Below are 21,270 nucleotides of genomic sequence, written 5' to 3'. Positions count from 1 at the left end.
GTTTCATTATTTTCTGAAAGTTCAATAACTGAAATCATGAAAATGTTAAAAGATCATCAGATACTTTTTGATGCCGAATGCCCTATGTGCAAACTGTACACGAAAGCGATTGTAAACGCCGGAATTTTGGATGGCGATGGCCGGATTGCTTACCAGGAAGTAACAGAGCAAGCATGCCCGATGGTGGATTGGCAACGGGCAGTAAACGAAATTGCGTTGATCAATCACCAAACCGGAGAAGTTACGTATGGAATTGAGAGCCTGTTTAAAGTGATGTCTGCGGTTGTACCCGGTTTGCATTTTCTGTTTTCCTTTAAACCGTTTGTCTGGCTCATGGCGAAAGTGTATGCTTTCATTTCCTACAACCGAAGGGTAATCATTCCTCCTCATACCAACTCAGACCATTTTCAACTCCAACCCACATTTCGATTGTACTATCGTATAGCCTATATCGTTTTCACCTGGTTCGTTGTCGGATTCATACTTTCGGCCTATGCGCCACTGTTGACCGGAGTAATTCCGGAGGGTGAAAGTTATCGTGAATATATCATTTGTGGTGGCCAGATACTGTTTCAGGGATTGGTGATTTTAGTAGTAAACAAAGAGAAAATTTGGAGTTATCTGGGCAACATGATGACGATCTCTTTGGCCGGTGGATTGCTTTTGCTACCCGTTATCTGGATGTCGAACTGGCTTACAATTGATCCGCTAATTTGTACGATCTGGTTTATAATCGTAGCTGGTTTGATGCTTTTGGAACACATCAGAAGATGCAGACTATTGGAAGTTGGGTGGGTTTTGAGTGCTGGCTGGGTTGCATATCGCTTGTTGATTTTAGTGGTGCTTTATCTTAGAATACTATGAAATACGGAAAAATAATTCTGGCAGGAGGTAACGGATACCTCGGTCGGGTACTGGCTGATTATTACAGGAATATTGCAGATGAGATTATCATATTGAGCCGGAAAAGCTTTGCAACTCAGGGGAATGTGAAGGTTAAATTGTGGGACGGTTGCACGGAGGCTGACTGGGTCGAAACGCTTGAAAACGCAGACCTGCTTGTTAATCTTTGTGGCAAAAATGTGAACTGCCGATACAACGAAGCCAATCGGAAAGAAATCGTTAATTCAAGAGTTGTACCTACACGACAGCTTGGTCAAGCCCTTCAAAAACTAAACAATCCGCCCAGACTCTGGATTAATATCACATCTGCAACCATTTACAGACATGCGGAGGATAGAGCTCAGGATGAAGAAACGGGAGATATCGGGTATGGCTTTTCTATTGATGTATGCAGGATTTGGGAAAAGACGTTTTTTGAAACCGATACGCCAAATACCAGAAAAATTGCCTTGCGAATGGGCATCGTGCTGGGAAGATCTGACGGCGCCTTTCCTCGTTTTCTCAATCTGGTGCGGTTTGGATTGGGAGGACATCAGGGAGATGGTGAACAATATGTTTCCTGGATTCACGAACAGGACGCGGCCAAATGTACAGAATGGCTTCTGGATCACGAAAGTATGGATGGTGTGATCAATTGCACGGCGCCTCATCCCTTGAAAAATAGAGATTTTATGAAATCAATTCGGGCCGCATATGGAGTTCCTTTTGGATTGCCTTCGCCTGCCTGGTTGTTGGAAATAGGCGCAAAAATAATCGGTACCGAAACCGAACTGATTCTGAAAAGCAGATGGGTTGTTCCGACCCGACTTCTGGCTAGTGGATTTAATTTTCAGTTTGCAAAAGCGGAGCATGCAGTAAAGGATATTTTAAGCTTACGGATCTGATGGACATCTATCAATATCTCCCCGAGTGCCTCTTTCTAGCCGGATTGGCTCAGTTGGTCCTGGCAGCGGGAAGTCTCGCTATTCCCAAAGTATTGGGCTGGAAACTGGAATTAGCCAAGGTGCAGCCCTTGATCCGGCAAATGTTCTGGACTTATGCAGCATATATTCTGGTGATCAATATCTGTTTTGGTATGCTCACTATTTTCGGTATAAATGAGTTAACCGACAGCTCGTTTCTGGCAAAGGTTGTCACGGGTTTTATAGCGGTTTACTGGATTTCGAGAGTACTGGTGCAGTTCTTCTATTTTGACCGTTCCGGATTTCCTTCCGGAGTTTTAAACCGATTGGCAGAAGTTGTACTCACTGTGTTGTTCATAGTTCTGAGTGTGATTTACAGTCTGACGTTTTACCTGAATTACATCTGATGATGGACAATCTGATTTATCTGGCAATTGTAAATCTGCTGATAACCTGTATCGGATATTGGTTTGTCGGCAAAAAAATGATCTTTCCAAGCTGGTTGTTGTGCTTGCTCAGCGTACTGCTTATTCACTATATATTTCTGGCCGAAATACCGATAATCCGCATGTTTGCACTCATCAGTACTGCATTTACCGGAATGAAAGTCATTACAACCACGACTGTTTACAGAGACAAATTATCAATTCTGACTTTTACACAATGGCTCTATTTTGTTTTCGCATGGGCTGGAATGAGGGCTGAAATTTTCGAACAGCCAGGATCCCAACCATTACCAGGCGCAAAACGGATGATTTTGAACGGACTGTCCAAAATTGTGATCGGGCTATTGTTGATTTTCGCTTCTCACCAATTGATTATGGTTGAGATGAATACCCAAATGCAATATATTCTGATCACATCGTTGTTGCTGATTGCATTCAGCCTGATCCTGCATTTCGGTTTGTTGGCCATTTGCGCGGGAATCTGGCGATACTTCGGTGTGGACGCCTATTATTTATTTAAAGAACCATTCAAATCCAAAACACTCAATGAGTTTTGGAGTAAGCGATGGAATATTGCATTTAGTGAAATGACATCCATCGCTGTATTTCGTCCCTTAAAACAAAAAATAAACAATCCGGCTGCATTTTTGATCGCTTTTATTTTCTCAGGATTTTTACATGAACTCGCAATCAGTGTCCCCGTTAATAGCGGATATGGGTTGCCGATGACCTATTTCATTGTTCAGGGATTGGCGGTACTCTTGGAAAAATTATTACTCCGAAATAACCTTCGCATTCTGAACCATGCTGTTCTCAGTAAGATATGGCTTTTATTTTGGCTCGTTACGCCGCTGCTGCTTCTTTTCCATAAAACATTCGTGACGGAGATCATCTGGCCGCTTGCCGGTTTGCATTGAATTTACAATCCGTCCGAAGCCTGTTTTAGTTTTGCTGATAACAGATCGTAATCCACTTCCATGCCTTGTTTTATAGCTGCCGTTTTCCGATCCGGACTAGTTGTCGAATTGAAAAAACCCTTAATATCTTCCAATTCAGTAGCGTTGAAAACCATGAAAGAAACTTTATCTTTTGCAGCATGGATGACAGCCGCATAATGCCCGTCTTTGAGATAATGTGGTTTGCCATACTGTATCCGCTCCTGAATCGAAGGAATCGTTTCAAAGATCATTTTTCGCAGTTTTTCACTGATGGCAATTTGCCAGTCGGGTAGTTTTTGGATGTATTGAGTTACTTCTTCGTTCATTGCTGTGGTTGTTTAAAAATGTGATTTTTGAAAAATATATTCAGCAATTTCATTTGGTAAACACTTTTAGCCACAATGACTCAAAGCCACCAAGATGTTTGGGAATATCAGTTTGTGTTTTTTTAATGTGCAAATGTCCTTCGATTCATTCAGATTTACGGGTGGAAGTTATGACAAATTAGGGGTGTGGTTGGGACAAACGAATCTTTTACTTCTTATCGAATTTTGTTTTAATAAGCCCGCTTGAAAAAATGTATAAGGTTTTTATCTTAACTTTTTTTGTTGGGATTGGAACGCCGCCGATATGAGAACCCTCGGAAACAGGATCATGTACAAAATGAATGTTTAGAGAATCCTGCGAATCTGTGCCAAGATGCCACTCCTTAAAACCACGGTCATATAATGAATTTACCGCGTTTTTATTGTTGGCCATTAAATCCTGCTCCGACTTGGGCCAGAATCCATTTTTGGCTTTGTATTCCATCACCACTTTACTGAATTCGTAAGTAGGCTGCACCTTCTTTTTAAGTTTCCTGGTATTTAACGGAGGAAACTTGGCTCCCAGTTTATCCAAACAGGAAATTTGGGAGAAACTGAGAATTAAGAACATCATAGAAATTGTTAATCTTTTGATCATCATGGTTGTCAATATAGCAATTGCCAATTTTCTAACGCTTACAATTAGCTTCCAGTGCTTTCGTAAATGTTGGTTTTATGGGATTACCACCAAGTTTTGAGCATATTTCGTAAAATTTCCAGGCATTGTCGCAGTCTTTAATATTATAATATGCCACTGCAAGTTTATAAGTTGTATTCTGATTTGTGCTGTCTATCGCGTAGGACTCGGAGAATAGGTTAATAGCCGTTTTGATGGCACCCGAGTCATTCTTGTCATAGTAGTTACCCATGTAAATTGTAGCTTTGTCAGTCAGTAGACGCGGATTTGTAGGATTTAACAAAAGACCCTCATTATATTGTTCTAATGCTTTTTGGTAATCATTGAAATGAAAGTAGACAGAGCCCCATCCCCAAAATACATCTTCGTTGTTTGGATCAAGTAGCCATGCTTGGTTGAACCTATACATGGCTGTCTTGATTTCTCCACGGTTTAAATATTCAAAACCAATTTCAATTAATACTTCGGATGCTTTACGTCTTGTTCCTTCCTGAGCGATGTAATTATCTATCAATTCCTGATCGGCTGCCTTTTGCTTATCAGTCTTTGCTTGGTGGCCGTATTTAGGCAGTAATCTTATGTTCGTTTTTGCTTCCTTTTTCCATTCTGGATACTTTATTGTTTGAGAAAAAGAGATAGTTGCCCAAAGAGAAAAAGCAGCTATTAAAAAAGATTTCATGTTGCTGGGGGAGGTATATATTAAAGTAAAATGAATCGGGTTAAGAAAATCCGTCTCTTGTTTAAAGTATTTTCAGTATCAGGTCCGCTTCGTAACTTTCCTCTTTTGTACACCAAATTGGAATGGCGTCTATTGCGCTTTTGACTCTTGACTTTTGTTTATCACTAAGACTAATAGTCGAGTTTATGTTCCTAATTTCAAAAATTCCGCTATCATTTAATTTAAGATTTATAATTAACTCACCTGATTTAAGTTCCTTTCTGATTCCTTGAAAATCAACACAATAAGAAAAGTAGTCATTGAATGACTCGGGCATAAAGAATTTTGGTGGGTCGATAGTTTGCCAGTTAAGAGAAAGCGAATATTTGGACCGGTATGTTTTGGTTATAGCGTTCGATGACATACCGATCAAACTCACACTGCCGGGAGATATCAGATCCATAATTCCCAGTTCATAGACTCTATCCAAATCAAATTCGTCCGGCATTTGGCTTACAAGTTTATCAATTAACTTCAATGTTGCATTTCCCCGGTCAGTGAATATTTTGGAGGAAGCCTTGCCAAAATGGTGAATTCCATTTTGTGTTCTTACCGTTAACACAACAGTTGGATTGTCTGCGGGATATTGGTAAATGAAGGCATCTATGAAAAGCAGATCTGCGTTATTACCTTTCTGAGAATAAACCCTGTTGATACCCATCCGTTTAAGCTCATCATGAATAAGGGATTCTGCGCTCAGAGGATCAACGTTTGAAGTAACTAAACTTTCACCCCTGAGCACATTTACTTTAATAATTGCTTTTCTTTCTTTTGCATATATGTTAATATGAATAAGACTTATAATTACGAAGAGGCCAAGTTTTTGAATAATTTTCATAACTATTATTGTGGTAGTTTAGCCAAACGTAACAAGAATTGCTTATCCTATCTTTAAAATAATGCTAATATTCATCTCGTACCTACTAATGCAACTTGATTTATGTAGATAAAAGAAAAACCTCACTTCACCTCAATCCTCACTCCCTCACTGTGCGCTGTGAACTCCGGCGCATACATACACTGCACGGTGGTGATTCCATTGCTAAAATTACCTTCATGCGTTACGAAAAGCGGGTATTCAAATACGTAAGTTCCTTTTCGCAATGTGCTGAAAAAGAAATTGGTAGCTGCATCTTTTGTGCTTTCGTAATACCCAAGTCCGCCCTGCCATTTGTATCCACTCAATACATTCACTGGTTCCAGAGACGACGCCCGCATGTCTTTCATGTGCACATATTCCATTTCTCTGTCCACACGAAGCACGATTCTTACCTTTATTTTATCTCCAACCTTCAATGCTGTGCTTTTTTCAACAGGCGTAAGTACCGGACCAGTATCCGAATTTTTCTCTACAAATAACTTTTTCTCAATCTTTAGAGGCGTTTCAGCAAAAGTGATTTTGTCCAGATCTTCAAAATATTGCCAGTAAACTGCTCCCCAGCTGGTATTTAATTTGCCTTTATCAACTGAAGCAAGGTTTACTTTGATATTTCCCATCGCTGGTGTCACGTCTTCCGCTTTAATCGTCTTCTTGAAATAACCCGTTCCTGCCTGCTGTTTTTCATCTGTGGATTTTACCGTCGTAGTGCCAAGTTGTATGGTCGTCTCAGGGCTTGCCGAAAGCCATTCTGTTCCCTGTAACAGTAGCGCATAACACGCTTCCGCAGTTGCTTTTGTACTTTCCCAGCGATTGGTCTGTTTGTTTTTCAGTAGCCAGGTTCGCAAATCGTCTACCGTTTTGGTATCATTGCCAGCTTCCTGGAATGCTTCAATCAGCAAAGCCTGGCGTTCGATCGGGTTTTCGTGCCACCACCAGCTTTGTGCGCTTTTCCAGTACATACCCAACTCTGGATTGCGAACCGCAGTTTCACTTAGTGATTTCAAAATCGCTTTGGGCGTAGCAATGTCCTTCGCACGGTGTGAGGCAAGGGCGATCATTCCCTGCATGTACTTATTCTGCCAGGTCCACGTTTTTCGTGAACGTTCGGTGAAAAAATCAACTGCCTTTTGCGATGCTGTCGCTATTTTGTAATCAGGGAAAAAGCTGCGCATATACAGGTACTGGATTGCCGTAGAGCCAGGAGCATAATCCTTTAAGTTTGCTTTGTTCCTGATCAACTCGTCATAATCATTTTTGATTTTCAGGTCCAGATAGGGGATGGCTTTGTCCAGTATTTGTTTCAGAGCGATCGACTGATCTTTTGTTACCGCTTTTAGTTTTTGCAAATGACCTATTCCCGAAACAATGTATTGCGTCATATAACGATCATCCGGTCCGCCTTTAAACCATACAAAACCGCCATTCGAACTTTGCATTTGCTTCACTTTTTCAAGATTCACATTCATTTCTTTACCCATCCGCACAAGATCAAATAGCATCGCAACATTCCGCTTTTGTTCTGCTTCCGATTTGCCCTGCAAAACCCAGGGAGTTTCTTCCAGTAAGACTGATTTCAACTCCTCATTTTTTTGAAGGTTGCTAAGCAACGCCGTAGTGTCTGCGGTTCGCCAGCTTTCGAAAACTTTTGCAATTCTTGGCGAACTGTTAGCGATGTTGGAGGCAAGCGCATTTGCATAATACCTGTTCCAGGTTTGTTCTGCACAATCGTATGGATATTCCATCAGATAAGGCAGTGACTGGATGGCATACCAAACCGGATTACTGGTATATTCAATCGTCAGGGAATGATTGGTCAGTGTAGCTGATTTTTCGGAATTGATCAGTTTCTCGAATTTGAAGGACTTGCTTTCCGTTCCCCGCATGGTCAATGGCAAACTTTCTGTAACCAGCATTCTGTTTGGGAGTATCGGTAAAATATTCTCCTCTCCATCCGACACTGCACCCGCTTTGGCGGTAATGCGCCAGGTAATGGTTTTGGTAAAATTCTTCGGAATTGCAATCGGGAATTTCACCGTGGCACTCTGTTTTGCCTGGGTCGTAAAAGGTACATCTTTGACAGAATTGCCAAACAGGTCATCAATTGGAGAATTGGTTTCCGTATCAAACAATTGGAATGTAACTGTTCCGCTTAGCGGCTTGTCAGTAAGGTTTGCGATTTTAGAGCTGAACTCAATTTTATCACCTTCCCTCAAAAACCTTGGCGCATTGGGTTGCACCATCAGGTCTTTTTGCGTCACAATCTCTTTGCTGCTGTAACCAAATGCAAGCTCCTTGGTATGTGCCAAAGCCTGGAATTTCCAACGTGTCAAAGCTTCCGGCATCGTGAATGAAAACTCAATTTCTCCGGCTTCATTCGTATGCAAATCGGGTAACCAGAACGCCGTTTCATTAAAGTTCTTACGGATTTGAGGAGTTTTGATTGTTGGATCCGATTGATCTGTTTCAGGAGCTTCTTCATTTTTTATTACACCTACGGCACCGGTCATCATTTTCTTTGCCTGTTGTCCGTAACCCACCACTACCACTTCATTCAGTGCCGCTTCATCTCTTCCTAAGCCAGCCGGAGCAGCTGCGGATTCCACGATCGTACCTTTTGATACGCCGCTTGCCCGACCTCGCATCTGTAAGTTGACATAATTACTTTCCGGCTGTATCAGCTGGTCATATATTTTGTCGTAGTTTTTGTATTTAAAACTTTCCATTGGAAACTGGTTTCCAAATTTGTTTCCAAAATTTGCGTTTGTACTCCATGGATTAGCATTGTTGTAGGTAGACCAAACCGCCGGCTTATTCCACTTGTGTTCATAAAATTGATCAAGAGAAGCGTCGTACATGCTGGCAAGCATTTCGGCGGCCACTTTGTCTTTTTTGTATCCACTGATCTTGACCTTCCACTTTTCATCACTTCCTGGAAGCGTTTTGTCTCTGAAAGTTGCGTATTCAATTTTCAGATCTTTATTCGTCCATGGTACGTCAATTACATCACTGAATTCATAGGTGCGATTATGCTTTACGAATATGTAAGTAACGCCGTATCCGCCTCTGTCCGCTTCTTTCGCTGTATGTTCAAAACTGCGTTTTTCGTTGTTAAGCTTTAAATAAGAATATTCCGGATTGAGTTCTTTCGACTTTTTGATGACGCCATGTACCACAAAAAGATTATCCGCCGAGGAGCCCAGTTTTACCGTTGTTTTCTGTCCGGGTTCAATAGGACGGCTTCCTTCGCTCCATAAATATTTAGTATTTGCAAGTTGTTTACTGTTCGGGTCGGTGAGTTCGATATTGGTCAAAAGTTTTACTTCTGCACCGTTTTTGTCTTTGGTCAGTATTTCTATCTGATAAAAACCCGGGGTCAGTTTACTATCTAAGTTAAACTTTTTACCCAGCGTCACGGAGTCACTTTTTTCAAAGACCAATTTTTCAACTGCCCAAGTAGCAGGATCCGTTTCGTTGTCATATTCATCAAACGGGAAGTTTTTGATATACTCCGCTTTGGTCAGCACAAACTGATCCGGACGAGCCCAGTAACGCTTACGAATCAATCGCTGTTCGGCTCTGAGCTTATTGATCTTAACAGAAACGTAAGCCGGAGCAAATTCTCCGTTTGTGTTTTCTGGTCTGATATCAAGCGTTTTCAGACTGTCTGCGGCAAGTGTTTTTGGTAAATCAAGTTGTAATAAAATGGACTTGTAGCTAACCGAAACCGACTTTTCTGCACTTCTTGTTTCCCCGTTCAAATCCGTCACATCCGCATAAACGGTGTAGTTAAATACAGGATCCAGTTTTTTGTCAATCGTCAGGTCTGGAATGGCAGGGAATGTGATTTTGAATTTGCCATTTACATCTGTGGTGATTTCGCCATGTGCTATTTCCATTGGCGACTGCTGCGGGAAATATCCTCTTTTGAACAACCATGGATATAAAAATCTTGGCGTACGTACCACACGGTATTTCACAGTAGCTCCACTGATCGTGTTCCCGGCATAAGCATTCGCATTCCCGCTGATCTGAATACTATCGTTGACCTGATACGTGTTTTTTACAGGCTCGTAGTCGACATAAAATTTGGGACGTTTGTATTCTTCCACCCGGAAGCTAAAATGGTGCCTCTGGTCAACCACGATAACAAACTCTCCATTGAGCACCCCTTGTGGTAACTGGAATTTATCCGAAAAAGTACCGTATTCATTGGAAATTAATGATGCTTTCGAAACTTCTTCTCCATTGGTATTTTGAAGAATAATACTCAGCTTTTTATCGCCAATAACTTGATCTTTTCCGGCTACAATACCTTTGTAATGGACAGTTTGTCCTGGTCGGTAAATGCTTCTGTCCGTGAAAACAAAAACTCTGTCTTCGTTTGTCTCCGTTTCAGGATCATAGCTGTAATACCTGTATAAGATCTCGTCGTTGAAAAGTCTGTCCTTTTTATGACTAATCTCAATGCGGAAATTTTGATTTCGCTTTTGATCAGTTCCGTCATCTTTTTTGAAATAGCCATTCTTATCGGCGACGTAAGCGCTGCCCTTCTGAAACGTATATTTATAGGTTGCGTTATTGTATGTCTGATCCCAAAACTGAACGGTTGCTCCTGACAACGGTTGTCCGCTGGTTCTATCCAATACAAAATAATAATTTCCGCGGTTGATGTAGCTGATGTTGGATACATGGAACAATGTAGATCCGATTCTCGACTTGCTATCATTGAAGTTTTCCGAGGTGCTTCCTACCAAAAAGTACTCACCAATCGGTAGCGCATCCACTTTTATTTCTACTTCGTGTTTCTGATGGTCTTTCGTATCTGGTAAAGTCTGTTGCCAGTTGCGTACGGCAGGAGCGCTGGTCAGTAGAGAACGGAAAGTGTTGTTACGATCATTTTGAAGCTCTGTTTTTAACTTATCAGTGGCTTTGACCAATCGGAAAAAGACCTTGCCGGTATTGGAGTATTCAACAAAAACGCGAAACGGAGTGTCCGGCACATTTACTTTTTCCACCTGAAAACTGAATGTTTTTTCCTGGATGATGTGCAGCATGTTGTACGCGTTCGAACCGCCTTCGGTATTTGGATTTTCCTTCACAACCTTTTCGAAAATGGTGGTTGCTTTCAACCTGCCAAGACGATTGCTGGTATCGGCGTGCACGTCATATTTTCTTCCTTTTTCCTCATGCCACAAACCAGTCAGGTACCAGGCCTGTGCAGCAGCGGGAGTAGAAGCATACTGTTCAGCCAAATGATTCATTGACATGAAATACAATTGGTCTGCATCCGGGTGTACCGACTTTCCCTTCACAAATTGCAATCGGCTTATATCCGCGTCAATCAATGCATCCGGTTCTTTATCTTCGGCATGGAAAGCGAGCAGTTTTTGATAGATGATCAATGCTTTGTATTCCAGAGACGCCGAATCTTTGGTTTCAAATTTGCGATGGACAAAATCTGCTACGGGATCAAATGCCGATGCGGTGTTTATTTCAAATGCGTAGGCTGGTTTTTTAATATCACGTTCATTTGAGGAGAAATATTCCAAAGCTTTAAAGGCAAGCAGATCAAATAGTGTTGGCCTCAACTTCCTGACATTCCCTTTCGTAATTATCGCATCGTAAGTGTCCAGTTTCGTTTGCTTTAACAGCTTTTCATCCTGTAATGAGCGCAGGTACAGCTGCCCGATTTTGGCATGAAAATCTTCTGCTCCCCAGGTTTTGAGATCATCTTTTTTGAAATCAACTGTTTGGGTACGTTGGTATAGTTTCCAGCGATTATTTTGGTAGAATTGATAGTAAGAAGTAGCAAGCAGGCTGGTCAATATCGATTTTGCAGGTTCGGCGCTCTCCTGTATTTCCTTTTCAAGTTCCAGAATGGATAAGGCGGCATTATCTTCCCTATTTTGGTTTTGAAGGTTCGCCATGTAGACAGTTGCCTTGATCAGCTGCGCCTGATCATTCTCCTTTTTGGCAGATTGATATATTTTTTTAACCTCTTCCAGTGCTGATGCGGGAAGGTTTTTACTTAAATGGTCTTCTACCAGTTTCCATTGTTTACTATACGGAGTAGCCAAATTCTGAGCATTTATATTGGTTGATATGAAGTGAAGCAGTAAGAAAATTGCCAGGGCAACGTAAAGTGGTCTTAATTTCATGGTTTATGGATGATGTATCTGTTGGGTTGAAGAGTCTTTTCTGAACCAAATGGTTGAAATATAGTGAAAATAAATACAGGATATTTTCAACCTGCTGACTGTGAGAAACGAATATTAAACAGAAATTAATAAATATTAAAAGTAAAAAAGTAACCCGTTGCCGCTTTGTTCAATAAGACCTATCTTTAAATAGCACATTTGTAAAATATAATTTATACAAATACTAATTGAACAGAATTTAGTTTTAAATCTTTATGCGTACAATATTGTTGATCGGGGTGGTCATTCTTGCGTTGGTACTTGGTAAACTTTATGTTTTTCCAAAATCCGAGGCAGGTAAGGCCGAAGGTAGTGCGGGTGGAACCGGTAAGGTAAAGGCGGCGAGTGGCATACCTGTCGATGTATACGTTGTAGGGCGGGAGTCGCTTGAAAACCAGATTTTTGCTTCCGGTACGGTTTTGCCCAACGAAGAGGTAAATCTGATGGCAGAGATTTCCGGGCGGCTTGTCAAGCTTGATATTCAGGAAGGTGCATATGTTCAAAAAGGCCAGCTCATTGCAAAAATTAACGATCGTGAGCTGAAAGCGCAGCTACAAAAAATAGAATACAACCAGGAATTGGCGAGGAAAGTAGAGGAGCGTCAGAAAAAGCTGCTCAATGTGGAAGCCATTAATCTGGAAGAATATGATATTACCAATAACAACATTCGTGTGCTGGATGCTGATAAGGAAGTAATTCAATCACAGCTTGAAAAAACGGAGATTCGGGCGCCATTTGGTGGACGTATTGGTCTCAAAAATATAAGTGTGGGAGCCTTTGTCGCACCCGGAACACCCATAGCGACACTTGTTCAAAGCAACCCTGTAAAAATTGATTTTGCAGTTCCTGAAAAATATTCACCGAATATCAGGAATGGAAATGTCGTAAAATTCAATCTTGACAATGACCCGGCAACTTACAATGCGCGAGTGATTGCCATTGATCCGAAGGTGGATGAAAATCTAAGAACCTTGCGTGTGCGAGCAAGTGCTCCAAATCCTGCCGGCAGATTTATTCCGGGAATGTTTGTCAAAATTATGGCAAATCTGGAAGCGAATAATTCGGCTATGATGATCCCGACAGAAGCGATTGTTCCTGTTCTGAAAGGGAAAAAAGTATACATCGTGAAAAACGGTAAAGCCACAGAAGTAATGGTGCAAACCGGCGTACGTACGGATAAAAAAATACAGATTATGGACGGTTTGCAGCCAGGTGACTCTCTTATTGTCTCAGGTATTATAGCGCTGAAACACAATGCCGCAGTCAGCGTAAATTAGTTAAGGGCAATTTCTTAACTTCTCCTAACTACTTAACTTCTCCTTTACGGAATGAGCATTTCAACACTTTCTATAAAGCGCCCGGTACTTGCCATTGTGATGAACCTGCTCATCATTTTATTTGGCTTTTTGGGTTACACATATTTGGGAATGAGGGAGTTTCCCTCTATTGACCCTCCGGTGGTTTCCATCCGAACCAGTTATGCCGGTGCGAATGCAGACATCATCGAATCCCAGATTACGGAACCTCTTGAAAAGCAATTAAATAGTATTGAGGGCATCAAGTCCATCAATTCTACCAGCAGCCAGGGAGCCAGTCAAATCACTGTTGAGTTTGATATCGGTGTAGATATGGAGAGGGCGGCGAATGATGTGAGGGACAAGGTAGGTTCAGCTTCCCGGTCGCTTCCACTTGATATTGACGGACCTCCGGCAGTAAGTAAAGCGGACGCCAATTCGGAGCCAATTATTGTGCTCACCTTTAAAAGTGATTCCCGTTCCCACCTGGAAGTAAGTGATTACGCCGAAAATGTAATTGCGCAACGCTTGCAAACCATTGAGGGTGTAAGTGAGATCAGGATATTCGGACAAAAAAAATATTCCATGCGGATATGGATGGATCCGGTAAAAATGGCATCACTGGGTATTACTTCACAGGATGTGAAGGCGGCTTTGGACAAAGAAAATATAGAGTTGCCAAGTGGTAAACTAGCCGGAGACAACACTGAATTGACGGTAAAAACAATGGGCCGTTTCCGTAGTGAGGAGGATTTCAATGAAATGATCGTTAAAAATTCCACTACCCAGACTATTCATTTGAAGGATATCGGTTTTGCGCAGTTGGGTCCTGAAAATGAAGAAACGATCCTGAGACTTGATAATGTTCCGATGATTGGACTCGCCATTTCGCCAATGCCGGGTGCCAATTACATCAACATTGCGGAGGAGGTGAACAAGCGGATGGCAGATATTAAGAAGGAGCTGCCCAAAGATTACGAGCTTGACACACTTATCGACAACACGATTTTCGTGGAGCGATCCATTGAGGAAGTAGGAGAAACCCTGCTCATTGCAATTGTACTGGTGGTTTTGATCATTTACCTGTTTTTCCGGGATTGGCTCATCGCATTCCGACCTTTGATAGATATTCCGGTTTCGTTAATCGGGACGTTTTTTGTGATGTACATTATGGGTTTTTCTATCAATGTGCTTACGTTATTGGCGATCGTGCTTGCGACGGGATTGGTGGTGGATGACGGGATTGTGGTTACGGAGAATATTTTCAAGAAAATAGAGCAGGGAATGAAACCCGTGGAGGCGGCAATTAAAGGGTCGAACGAGATTATTTTTGCAGTTCTTTCCACTTCAATAACGCTGGCCTCCGTATTTCTTCCGGTGATATTCATGCAAGGATTTGTCGGGAAACTTTTCAGGGAATTCGGGATTGTGATTTCAGCTGCCGTATTGATTTCGGCATTTGTATCTCTTACACTTACACCAATGCTGAATGCTTATCTGGTTCGTAAAACACATAAGAAAAGCTGGTTTTATGAAAAGACCGAACCGTTTTTTGAGAGGATAACGGATAATTACGGCCAGGCACTTGCCCGGTTTCTTAAAATGCGCTGGGTTGCTTTTCCACTGGTAGGGATCACGCTGGGCATGATTTACTTTTTTGGCAAAGATTTGCAATCCGAACTTGCACCGCTGGACGACCGTAACTGGTTCCGCATTAATATGACCGCTCCCGAAGGTTCTTCATTCGAATTTACGGACCGATATGTACAAAGTGTTGGTAATATGCTCATGGACTCGATGCCAGGGAAAAAGGGATTGATGCTGATCACTTCGCCGGGAAATTCGGGGCTTGGTGCGGCGAATACGGGTAGCGGTCGTATTGCTTTGGTTGACAAAAAGAACCGTAAAGAAACCCAACAGGAGATAGCCGATTACATAAACGGGAAACTGAAACAGATGCCCGATGCCAAATCATTTGTCGTTCAGCAGCAAACCATTTCAGTCGACTCTCGTGGCGGTCTTCCAATCCAATATGTAATTCAGGCTCCGGACTTTGAAAAGCTGAGAGAGTATCTGCCCAAATTCATGGAAGAAGCTGCAAATGATCCTACGTTTGCCATTACAGATGTGAACCTGAAATTTAGCAAACCCGAATTACAGATATCCATTGATCGTGAGAAAGCGAAATCGTTGGGTGTATCTGTACAGGATGTGGCGCAAACCATGCAGCTGGCATTTGCAGGGCAGCGATTTGGATATTTTACCATGAATGGACGGCAGTATCAGGTGATAGGACAGTATGATAGAATAAACAGGGATGAACCGCTGGATTTGAAGAGTATGTTTGTGCGAACGAGCAACGGTAGCCTGGTTCAGCTTGACAATATCGTGAAAGCAGAAGAAGAGAGTAGTCCGCCGCAGCTATTTCATTACAACCGTTACATGAGTGCCACTGTTCAGGCAGCGCTTGCTCCCGGTAAAACGATTGGAGACGGAATTGCAGCTATGGACAGAATCAGAGATAAGTTGAAAGATGAATCGATACAAACTGCGTTGAGTGGTTCTTCAAGGGATTATGCAGAAAGTTCGTCGAACACGATGTTCTCTTTCTTTTTGGCCTTGATATTGATTTACTTCATTTTAGCGGCTCAGTTTGAGAGTTTTATTGATCCGTTTATCATCATGATCACAGTGCCGCTTGCTATTGGGGGCGCAGTGTTTTCACTCTGGTTTTTCGATCAAACCCTCAATATTTTCAGTCAGATCGGTATGATTATGCTTATAGGACTTGTGACGAAGAACGGTATTCTGATTGTGGAGTTTGCCAACCAGCTTCGTGAGAAAGGGCTCGGTATTAGGGAAGCCGTTCTTGAAGCGGCTACTCTCCGTTTCAGACCTATCCTAATGACCAGTTTAGCTACTATTTTGGGAGCATTGCCCATTGCCATGGCGCTTGGCTCGGCAGGGAGAAGCCGAATGTCCATGGGAATTGTCATTATGGGTGGATTACTTTTTTCTCTCGTACTAACACTCTATGTGATTCCTGCCATCTACACTTTCCTGTCAAGAGAAAAGAATTTTGACAACATGAGAATGATTGAGCAAATTGAGCGTGAAAGCGAGTTCGAAGAACATGATCACGTCTAATTCTCTGTGATGAGAAATTTATAACTTCTGCAAAATGGAGTAACGAATATTATTGAAGAACAGAATCCAGCGGTTCGGCGACCAGTGAGACTGCTGGTTGTTGCTTTACGCCCATACTTCTCAGCATACGAACGTGTGAACCCAGCGCATTGAAAAAATCCTTCTTGGCATTGTACTCGTATCCAAACTCCGCAGCGGTAGCACGCACAATAGGCGAGAGCGCATGGTAGTGGATATGAGAAATGGAAGGGAAAAGGTGGTGTTCAATCTGATAATCCAATCCGCCAATATACCAGGACAGGAAACGATTTTTACCTGCAAAATTGGAGGTCGTCTGAAGTTGATGCACAGCCCAGGCATTCTCAATGCATCCGGATTGATCTGGTTCTGGTTGGTCAGTGCCTTCCACAACATGCGCCATTTGAAATACTGTGCTCAGGATAATTCCTGCGGTGCAATGCATGGCCAAAAATCCAAGGAACCATTGTCCGAATGTAATGGGCAGGAAATACATCGGAATTGCCAATATAAAAACCACGTAAGCCAGTTTGCTGATAATCAAACGAATCAATTCTTTTCTTGGGAAAGGTTTCGTCATTCCCGATTCAGACATTTTATTAAAAAGAGAGATTTCTTTAAAGTCCTTCCATAGGAAAGAAATGGTCATAAGACTATACAAAAAGAAAGCATAAATGTGCTGAAAGCGGTGTATGGATTTGTACTTTTCCTGAAAAGACAGACGAAGCAGAAATTTTCCTGTGATGTCTTCGTCAACCTCGTGAATGTTGGTATAGGTATGGTGTAGTCTGTTGTGTTGTACCTCCCAGTTGTATGCATTGCCACCCAACAAATATATAGAAGCACCAAAGAGTTTATTCAGGATTTTTGAGGTTGCCAGAGAGCCATGAATTGCATCGTGCATAACAGACATACCCACGCCTGCAACGCCAAGTCCCATCACTACGCACATTCCCAGCATTGCCAGGTTAGAAAAGTTACCTGAAAGAATTAAGCTGTATGGAATCAGATACAGGCTGAGCATGAAACATGCTTTATATATTATGCCGGATCCTCCTGATTTACAAATTTCGTTTGATGAAAAATACTGGTCAACGCGTTGGCGGAGAACCGGGAAAAAAGTTGATTTTTCTACGTTTGAAAATTTAATCTTCTGGTACTGCATAAATAGAGAAGGCAAATGTATGAAGCCTGTAAGAAGATTTTCTCCTTTCAACCTATAGGAAACGGTGCGGACTCCACATTATTAGTCAAAAGTATGTAATAATTTAATCCAGTCAGAAACTTCTTTCAGAACATGCCACTAATTCACAATAATATTATGTGAATCTCAAAATTACTATAAAAAAATAGGTCGACTCGCGAGCCGACCTATTTTTTTATAGTAATCTGCTTTTGAATTAAAGCGCAAATTTCGATTTGATCTGATCAGCAAAGTCTAGTTTTTCCCAAGTGAACAATTCCACTTCAACTTCTTTTTCTTCACCGTTAGCTGCTTTGAATGATTTTTTTACAATCTCATTTTTACGTCCCATGTGGCCATAAGCAGCTGTTTCAGAATAGATAGGATTACGAAGTTTCAGACGTTGTTCGATGGCATATGGACGCATGTCAAAAATTTCGCCAATTTTTTCAGCAATAACACCGTCGTGATCAGCCACTTTCGCAGTTCCGTATGTGTTTACGTAAAGTCCGCAAGGTTTAGCAACACCAATGGCGTAAGAAACCTGAACAAGTACTTCGTCGCAGAGGCCGGAAGCAACCATGTTTTTAGCAATGTGACGGGTTGCATAAGCAGCAGATCTGTCCACTTTGGAAGGATCTTTACCCGAAAATGCGCCACCACCATGTGCTCCTTTTCCACCGTAAGTATCAACGATGATCTTACGACCAGTAAGGCCGGTATCTCCGTGCGGTCCACCGATTACAAATTTTCCGGTTGGGTTGATGTGGTGCGTAATCTCGCCTGTGAAGAGTTTCTGAAGCTCTGGTGTAAGTTTCGCCTTTACACGTGGTATTACAATATTTATAACGTCTTCTTTGATTTTAGCTAGCATCTTATCCTCTGAATCAAAATCATCATGTTGTGTAGAAACAACAATTGTATCAATTCTAAGAGGTACGTTTTCGTCACTATATTCAATGGTAACCTGAGATTTGGCATCAGGACGCAAATAGGAAATTAGCTCAGGCTCATTGTTCCTGATGCTTGACATTTCCTGAAGAATTTTGTGAGCCAGATCCAGTGCAAGCGGCATGTAATTTTCCGTCTCACGGGTTGCGTAACCGAACATCATTCCCTGATCTCCCGCTCCCTGTGCATTTGCCTTATCTTCGAAGCTTTCGCTGGCACCGGCACGGTCAACACCCTGGTTGATGTCCGCACTCTGGTCGTGAATAGCTGAAAGAATACCACAAGAATTGGCTTCAAACATATATTCACTTTTTGTATACCCTATTTTCCTGATTACCTCCCTTGTGATCTTTTGAACATCCAGGTAAGTATTTGTTTTTACTTCACCTGCAAGCACAACCTGACCGGTTGTTACAAGCGTTTCGCATGCAACTTTACTATCTGTATCCCATGCTAAGAAGTTGTCAATCAGGGCATCTGATATCTGGTCTGCTACTTTATCGGGATGTCCTTCAGATACGGACTCCGAGGTAAATAAATATGGCATAAAACTTTATTTTTGAAATGTAGTGTTCTGTTTGAATATCTTTCTGAGTCCAACAGATGAGGTCACAAAATTGAACTTTTTTAAGAGATTAACCAAATTTTCTATTTGGAAAAAATGATGGCTAATCTATTTAGGTAAGCTATATAGTCAATTGTAACATCATAAAGCCCCGCGCTCTTTTAAAGGCAGGGCTTTATGGTAAAATAGCTCAAATGTCAAATAGGTACATTTACGTGACGTTCGGCATGATAGCTGGATCGTACCAACGGGCCTGATTCTACATATTTCAAGCCTCTTTTTAATCCTTCTTCCCGGTAGTTGTCGAACATCTCAGGAGTGATCCATTCTATTACCTCGTGGTGCATTTTGGTTGGTTGCAAATACTGTCCCAATGTAAGTATATCAAGACCGTTTTCTGCCAGATCATCCATAGCCTTGTGAACTTCATCTTGCGTTTCACCTAAACCAAGCATGATACCAGATTTGGTGCGTTGGCCAAAATCCTTCGTTCTTTTTATCTGTTCAAGGCTTCTTGCATACTTCGCTTGTGGGCGAACAGCCCTGTACAAGCGTTCAACCGTTTCCATGTTATGTGAAACAACTTCCTGGCCTGCTTCAATCATGTGAATGAGCGCGTCCCAGTTGTTCTTCACATCAGGGATAAGCGTTTCGATGGTTGTTGCAGGCGTATTTTCCTTTACCTGAACTACGGTTTGATACCATATTTCAGCACCACGATCTTTCAACTCATCGCGGTTTACGGAAGTAATTACTGCATGCTTTACCTGCATTAATTTGATAGCCTCAGCAACACGTCTGGGCTCGTCTGCATCATATTCATTAGGACGACCGGTAGCCACCGCGCAAAAGCTACAGCTACGTGTACATACATTCCCAAGGATCATGAATGTTGCCGTGCCCGCACCCCAGCATTCTCCCATATTGGGGCAGCTGCCGCTTTCACAAATCGTGTGCAGCTTGTAATTATCCACCAATTGGCGGACTTTGCGGAATTCGGGACCTGCGGGAAGTTTTACTCTGAGCCAGTCGGGCCGCTTTTTGCGCTCCGATGGAATAACTGGTAATTCAATCATACTTTAATAAATACAGACAATCAGCTAAGTAGCCAAGTATCGGTTAATGACATTATTATCTTTTTTTGCTTCCGAAATAAAGCGTTAGATATCCCGATGTGAAAAAACTGCGATTTTCAGCAAATAACATAATATTCGTTTTTCTGGTAAATGCTTCTGCAAGGAAACCGATTTCTACACCGGTAACACTTTCGCGGAAAGCACTTAATTCGAAAGTTAGAGCAGTTTTTATATGAACACCAGGGACGATTTTTGTCTTTCCAAAGCCCTGAAAGAAACTACCTCCGCCTATTGCATCTTGGTACGGATTAGACATCGTTGCATCCAGCGCTCTGTTTTCAGTTCTGCCGTCAGAGTTTCTGAACTGAACCATATAAGGCTTTTCTAGCCCAATTGTTGGACCGGCAGCTACAATCGCACTTATTGAAATTCCTTCATCCTCGTGTCTGTTAAACAAAGCAAGTTCTCTGCCATATTCCGGTCTTAGGGAAAAAAGATAGTTTCTCTTTCCGTATACGAATCTCGAACCTGTGTTAAAGTTTTGCTCTGCAAGTTCTTTAGGATGTTTTACGTTTACTAACTCCACAGCAAGGTATCTGTACTGATTTTTACCCCAAAGCTTAGAAGAAATTGCAGAAGACTGCCTGAATACCACACCTCCCAAAATCCCAGAGTTGGTATTCGTTGTGAGACCTGCTGATGTGAAAGTCTTGTATGTATCCTCATTTTCTTCAACTTTGGCCCGGCGTTGAGCGAACAAATCCGTCGAAGCGACGATCAGAACAAATGCAGAAAGTAAAAGTTTGACACGAATCATATTAGGTATGTATATCGCTGTGGCTACAATCAGAACTGTGGTATGAGGGGTGAAGATACTAATTATTGATATATCCTCAGTGCCCCGACTGCAGTTTAACGGTTTTTTGTACATTTATGTTCTTTATCCTATTAATAAATATTGATGCAGTGCTCTCAGTGCTGCAATTTTACAATTACTCATGAAACCGGATGAAATACTAACCGGTTTTTAGCACAACTTAATTCACAAA

The 21,270-nt window shown here is 41.8% G+C and carries 15 protein-coding genes; 6 read left to right on the top strand and 9 right to left on the bottom strand.

Annotated elements, in window-relative coordinates; all coding sequences use genetic code 11:
- Positions 1-36: 36 nt before the first annotated feature.
- From LZG71_RS15930 to LZG71_RS15915, 4 genes are read left to right on the top strand one after another with little or no spacing between them, the layout of a single operon-like run.
- Complete coding sequence (locus LZG71_RS15930) at positions 37-864, top strand: DCC1-like thiol-disulfide oxidoreductase family protein (protein WP_233821963.1); 828 nt, start codon at positions 37-39, stop codon at positions 862-864.
- Positions 861-1,787 (top strand): TIGR01777 family oxidoreductase, encoded by a 927-nt coding sequence (locus LZG71_RS15925; protein ID WP_233821962.1) that lies wholly within the window; start codon positions 861-863, stop codon positions 1,785-1,787. Before LZG71_RS15930 ends, LZG71_RS15925 begins: the two co-directional genes overlap by 4 nt.
- On the top strand, positions 1,787-2,212 hold the full coding sequence (locus tag LZG71_RS15920; protein ID WP_233821961.1) for a hypothetical protein: 426 nt from the start codon (positions 1,787-1,789) through the stop codon (positions 2,210-2,212). The genes LZG71_RS15925 and LZG71_RS15920 overlap by 1 nt, the downstream gene beginning before the upstream one ends.
- A complete protein-coding gene (locus tag LZG71_RS15915; RefSeq protein ID WP_233821960.1) occupies positions 2,212-3,168 on the top strand; it encodes an MBOAT family protein in 957 nt (318 codons plus the stop codon). Before LZG71_RS15920 ends, LZG71_RS15915 begins: the two co-directional genes overlap by 1 nt.
- A gap of 2 nt (positions 3,169-3,170) precedes the next feature.
- On the opposite strand, the gene LZG71_RS15910 is transcribed toward LZG71_RS15915, so the two are convergent.
- The 5 genes from LZG71_RS15910 to LZG71_RS15890 form a co-directional block, all read right to left on the bottom strand.
- On the bottom strand, positions 3,171-3,515 hold the full coding sequence (locus tag LZG71_RS15910) for a DUF1801 domain-containing protein (RefSeq protein ID WP_233821959.1): 345 nt from the start codon (positions 3,513-3,515) through the stop codon (positions 3,171-3,173).
- A gap of 208 nt (positions 3,516-3,723) precedes the next feature.
- A complete protein-coding gene (locus tag LZG71_RS15905; RefSeq protein ID WP_233821958.1) occupies positions 3,724-4,128 on the bottom strand; it encodes a hypothetical protein in 405 nt (134 codons plus the stop codon).
- A gap of 55 nt (positions 4,129-4,183) precedes the next feature.
- Positions 4,184-4,870 carry a tetratricopeptide repeat protein gene (locus LZG71_RS15900; protein ID WP_233821957.1) on the bottom strand — a complete coding sequence of 229 codons (687 nt, stop codon included), beginning with the start codon at positions 4,868-4,870 and terminating at the stop codon, positions 4,184-4,186.
- 61 nt (positions 4,871-4,931) lie between these two features.
- Positions 4,932-5,747: a hypothetical protein gene (locus LZG71_RS15895; protein WP_233821956.1), complete on the bottom strand. Its 816-nt coding sequence runs from the start codon at positions 5,745-5,747 to the stop codon at positions 4,932-4,934.
- A gap of 122 nt (positions 5,748-5,869) precedes the next feature.
- Positions 5,870-11,947, bottom strand: coding sequence for an alpha-2-macroglobulin (locus LZG71_RS15890; RefSeq protein ID WP_233821955.1), 6,078 nt, complete (start codon positions 11,945-11,947; stop codon positions 5,870-5,872).
- Between the two features lie 254 nt (positions 11,948-12,201).
- Here LZG71_RS15890 and LZG71_RS15885 point away from each other — a divergent pair, with 254 nt between their 5' ends.
- On the top strand, positions 12,202-13,263 hold the full coding sequence (locus LZG71_RS15885; RefSeq protein ID WP_233821954.1) for an efflux RND transporter periplasmic adaptor subunit: 1,062 nt from the start codon (positions 12,202-12,204) through the stop codon (positions 13,261-13,263).
- A 51-nt stretch (positions 13,264-13,314) separates the two neighbouring features.
- A complete protein-coding gene (locus tag LZG71_RS15880) occupies positions 13,315-16,428 on the top strand; it encodes an efflux RND transporter permease subunit (protein ID WP_233821953.1) in 3,114 nt (1,037 codons plus the stop codon).
- 49 nt (positions 16,429-16,477) lie between these two features.
- On the opposite strand, the gene LZG71_RS15875 is transcribed toward LZG71_RS15880, so the two are convergent.
- The 4 genes from LZG71_RS15875 to LZG71_RS15860 all read right to left on the bottom strand — a co-directional run bounded on the left by LZG71_RS15875 (position 16,478) and on the right by LZG71_RS15860 (position 21,038).
- Positions 16,478-17,470 carry an acyl-CoA desaturase gene (locus tag LZG71_RS15875; RefSeq protein WP_233821952.1) on the bottom strand — a complete coding sequence of 331 codons (993 nt, stop codon included), beginning with the start codon at positions 17,468-17,470 and terminating at the stop codon, positions 16,478-16,480.
- Positions 17,471-17,846: 376 nt separating this feature from the next.
- The gene (metK, locus tag LZG71_RS15870; RefSeq protein ID WP_233821951.1) at positions 17,847-19,127 is read right to left on the bottom strand and encodes a methionine adenosyltransferase; all 1,281 of its coding nucleotides are present in this window, start codon (positions 19,125-19,127) and stop codon (positions 17,847-17,849) included.
- A gap of 215 nt (positions 19,128-19,342) precedes the next feature.
- Complete coding sequence (lipA, locus tag LZG71_RS15865; RefSeq protein ID WP_233821950.1) at positions 19,343-20,221, bottom strand: lipoyl synthase; 879 nt, start codon at positions 20,219-20,221, stop codon at positions 19,343-19,345.
- A 55-nt stretch (positions 20,222-20,276) separates the two neighbouring features.
- Positions 20,277-21,038, bottom strand: coding sequence for a hypothetical protein (locus LZG71_RS15860; protein WP_233821949.1), 762 nt, complete (start codon positions 21,036-21,038; stop codon positions 20,277-20,279).
- Positions 21,039-21,270 lie beyond the last annotated feature (232 nt).

The sequence above is a fragment of the Dyadobacter sp. CY312 genome, from assembly GCF_021390535.1.
In the GTDB taxonomy this organism is placed as follows: Bacteria; Bacteroidota; Bacteroidia; order Cytophagales; family Spirosomataceae; genus Dyadobacter.
The sequence above is the reverse complement of the archived record's forward strand: the minus strand, read 5'-3'. Positions and strand labels throughout refer to the sequence as shown.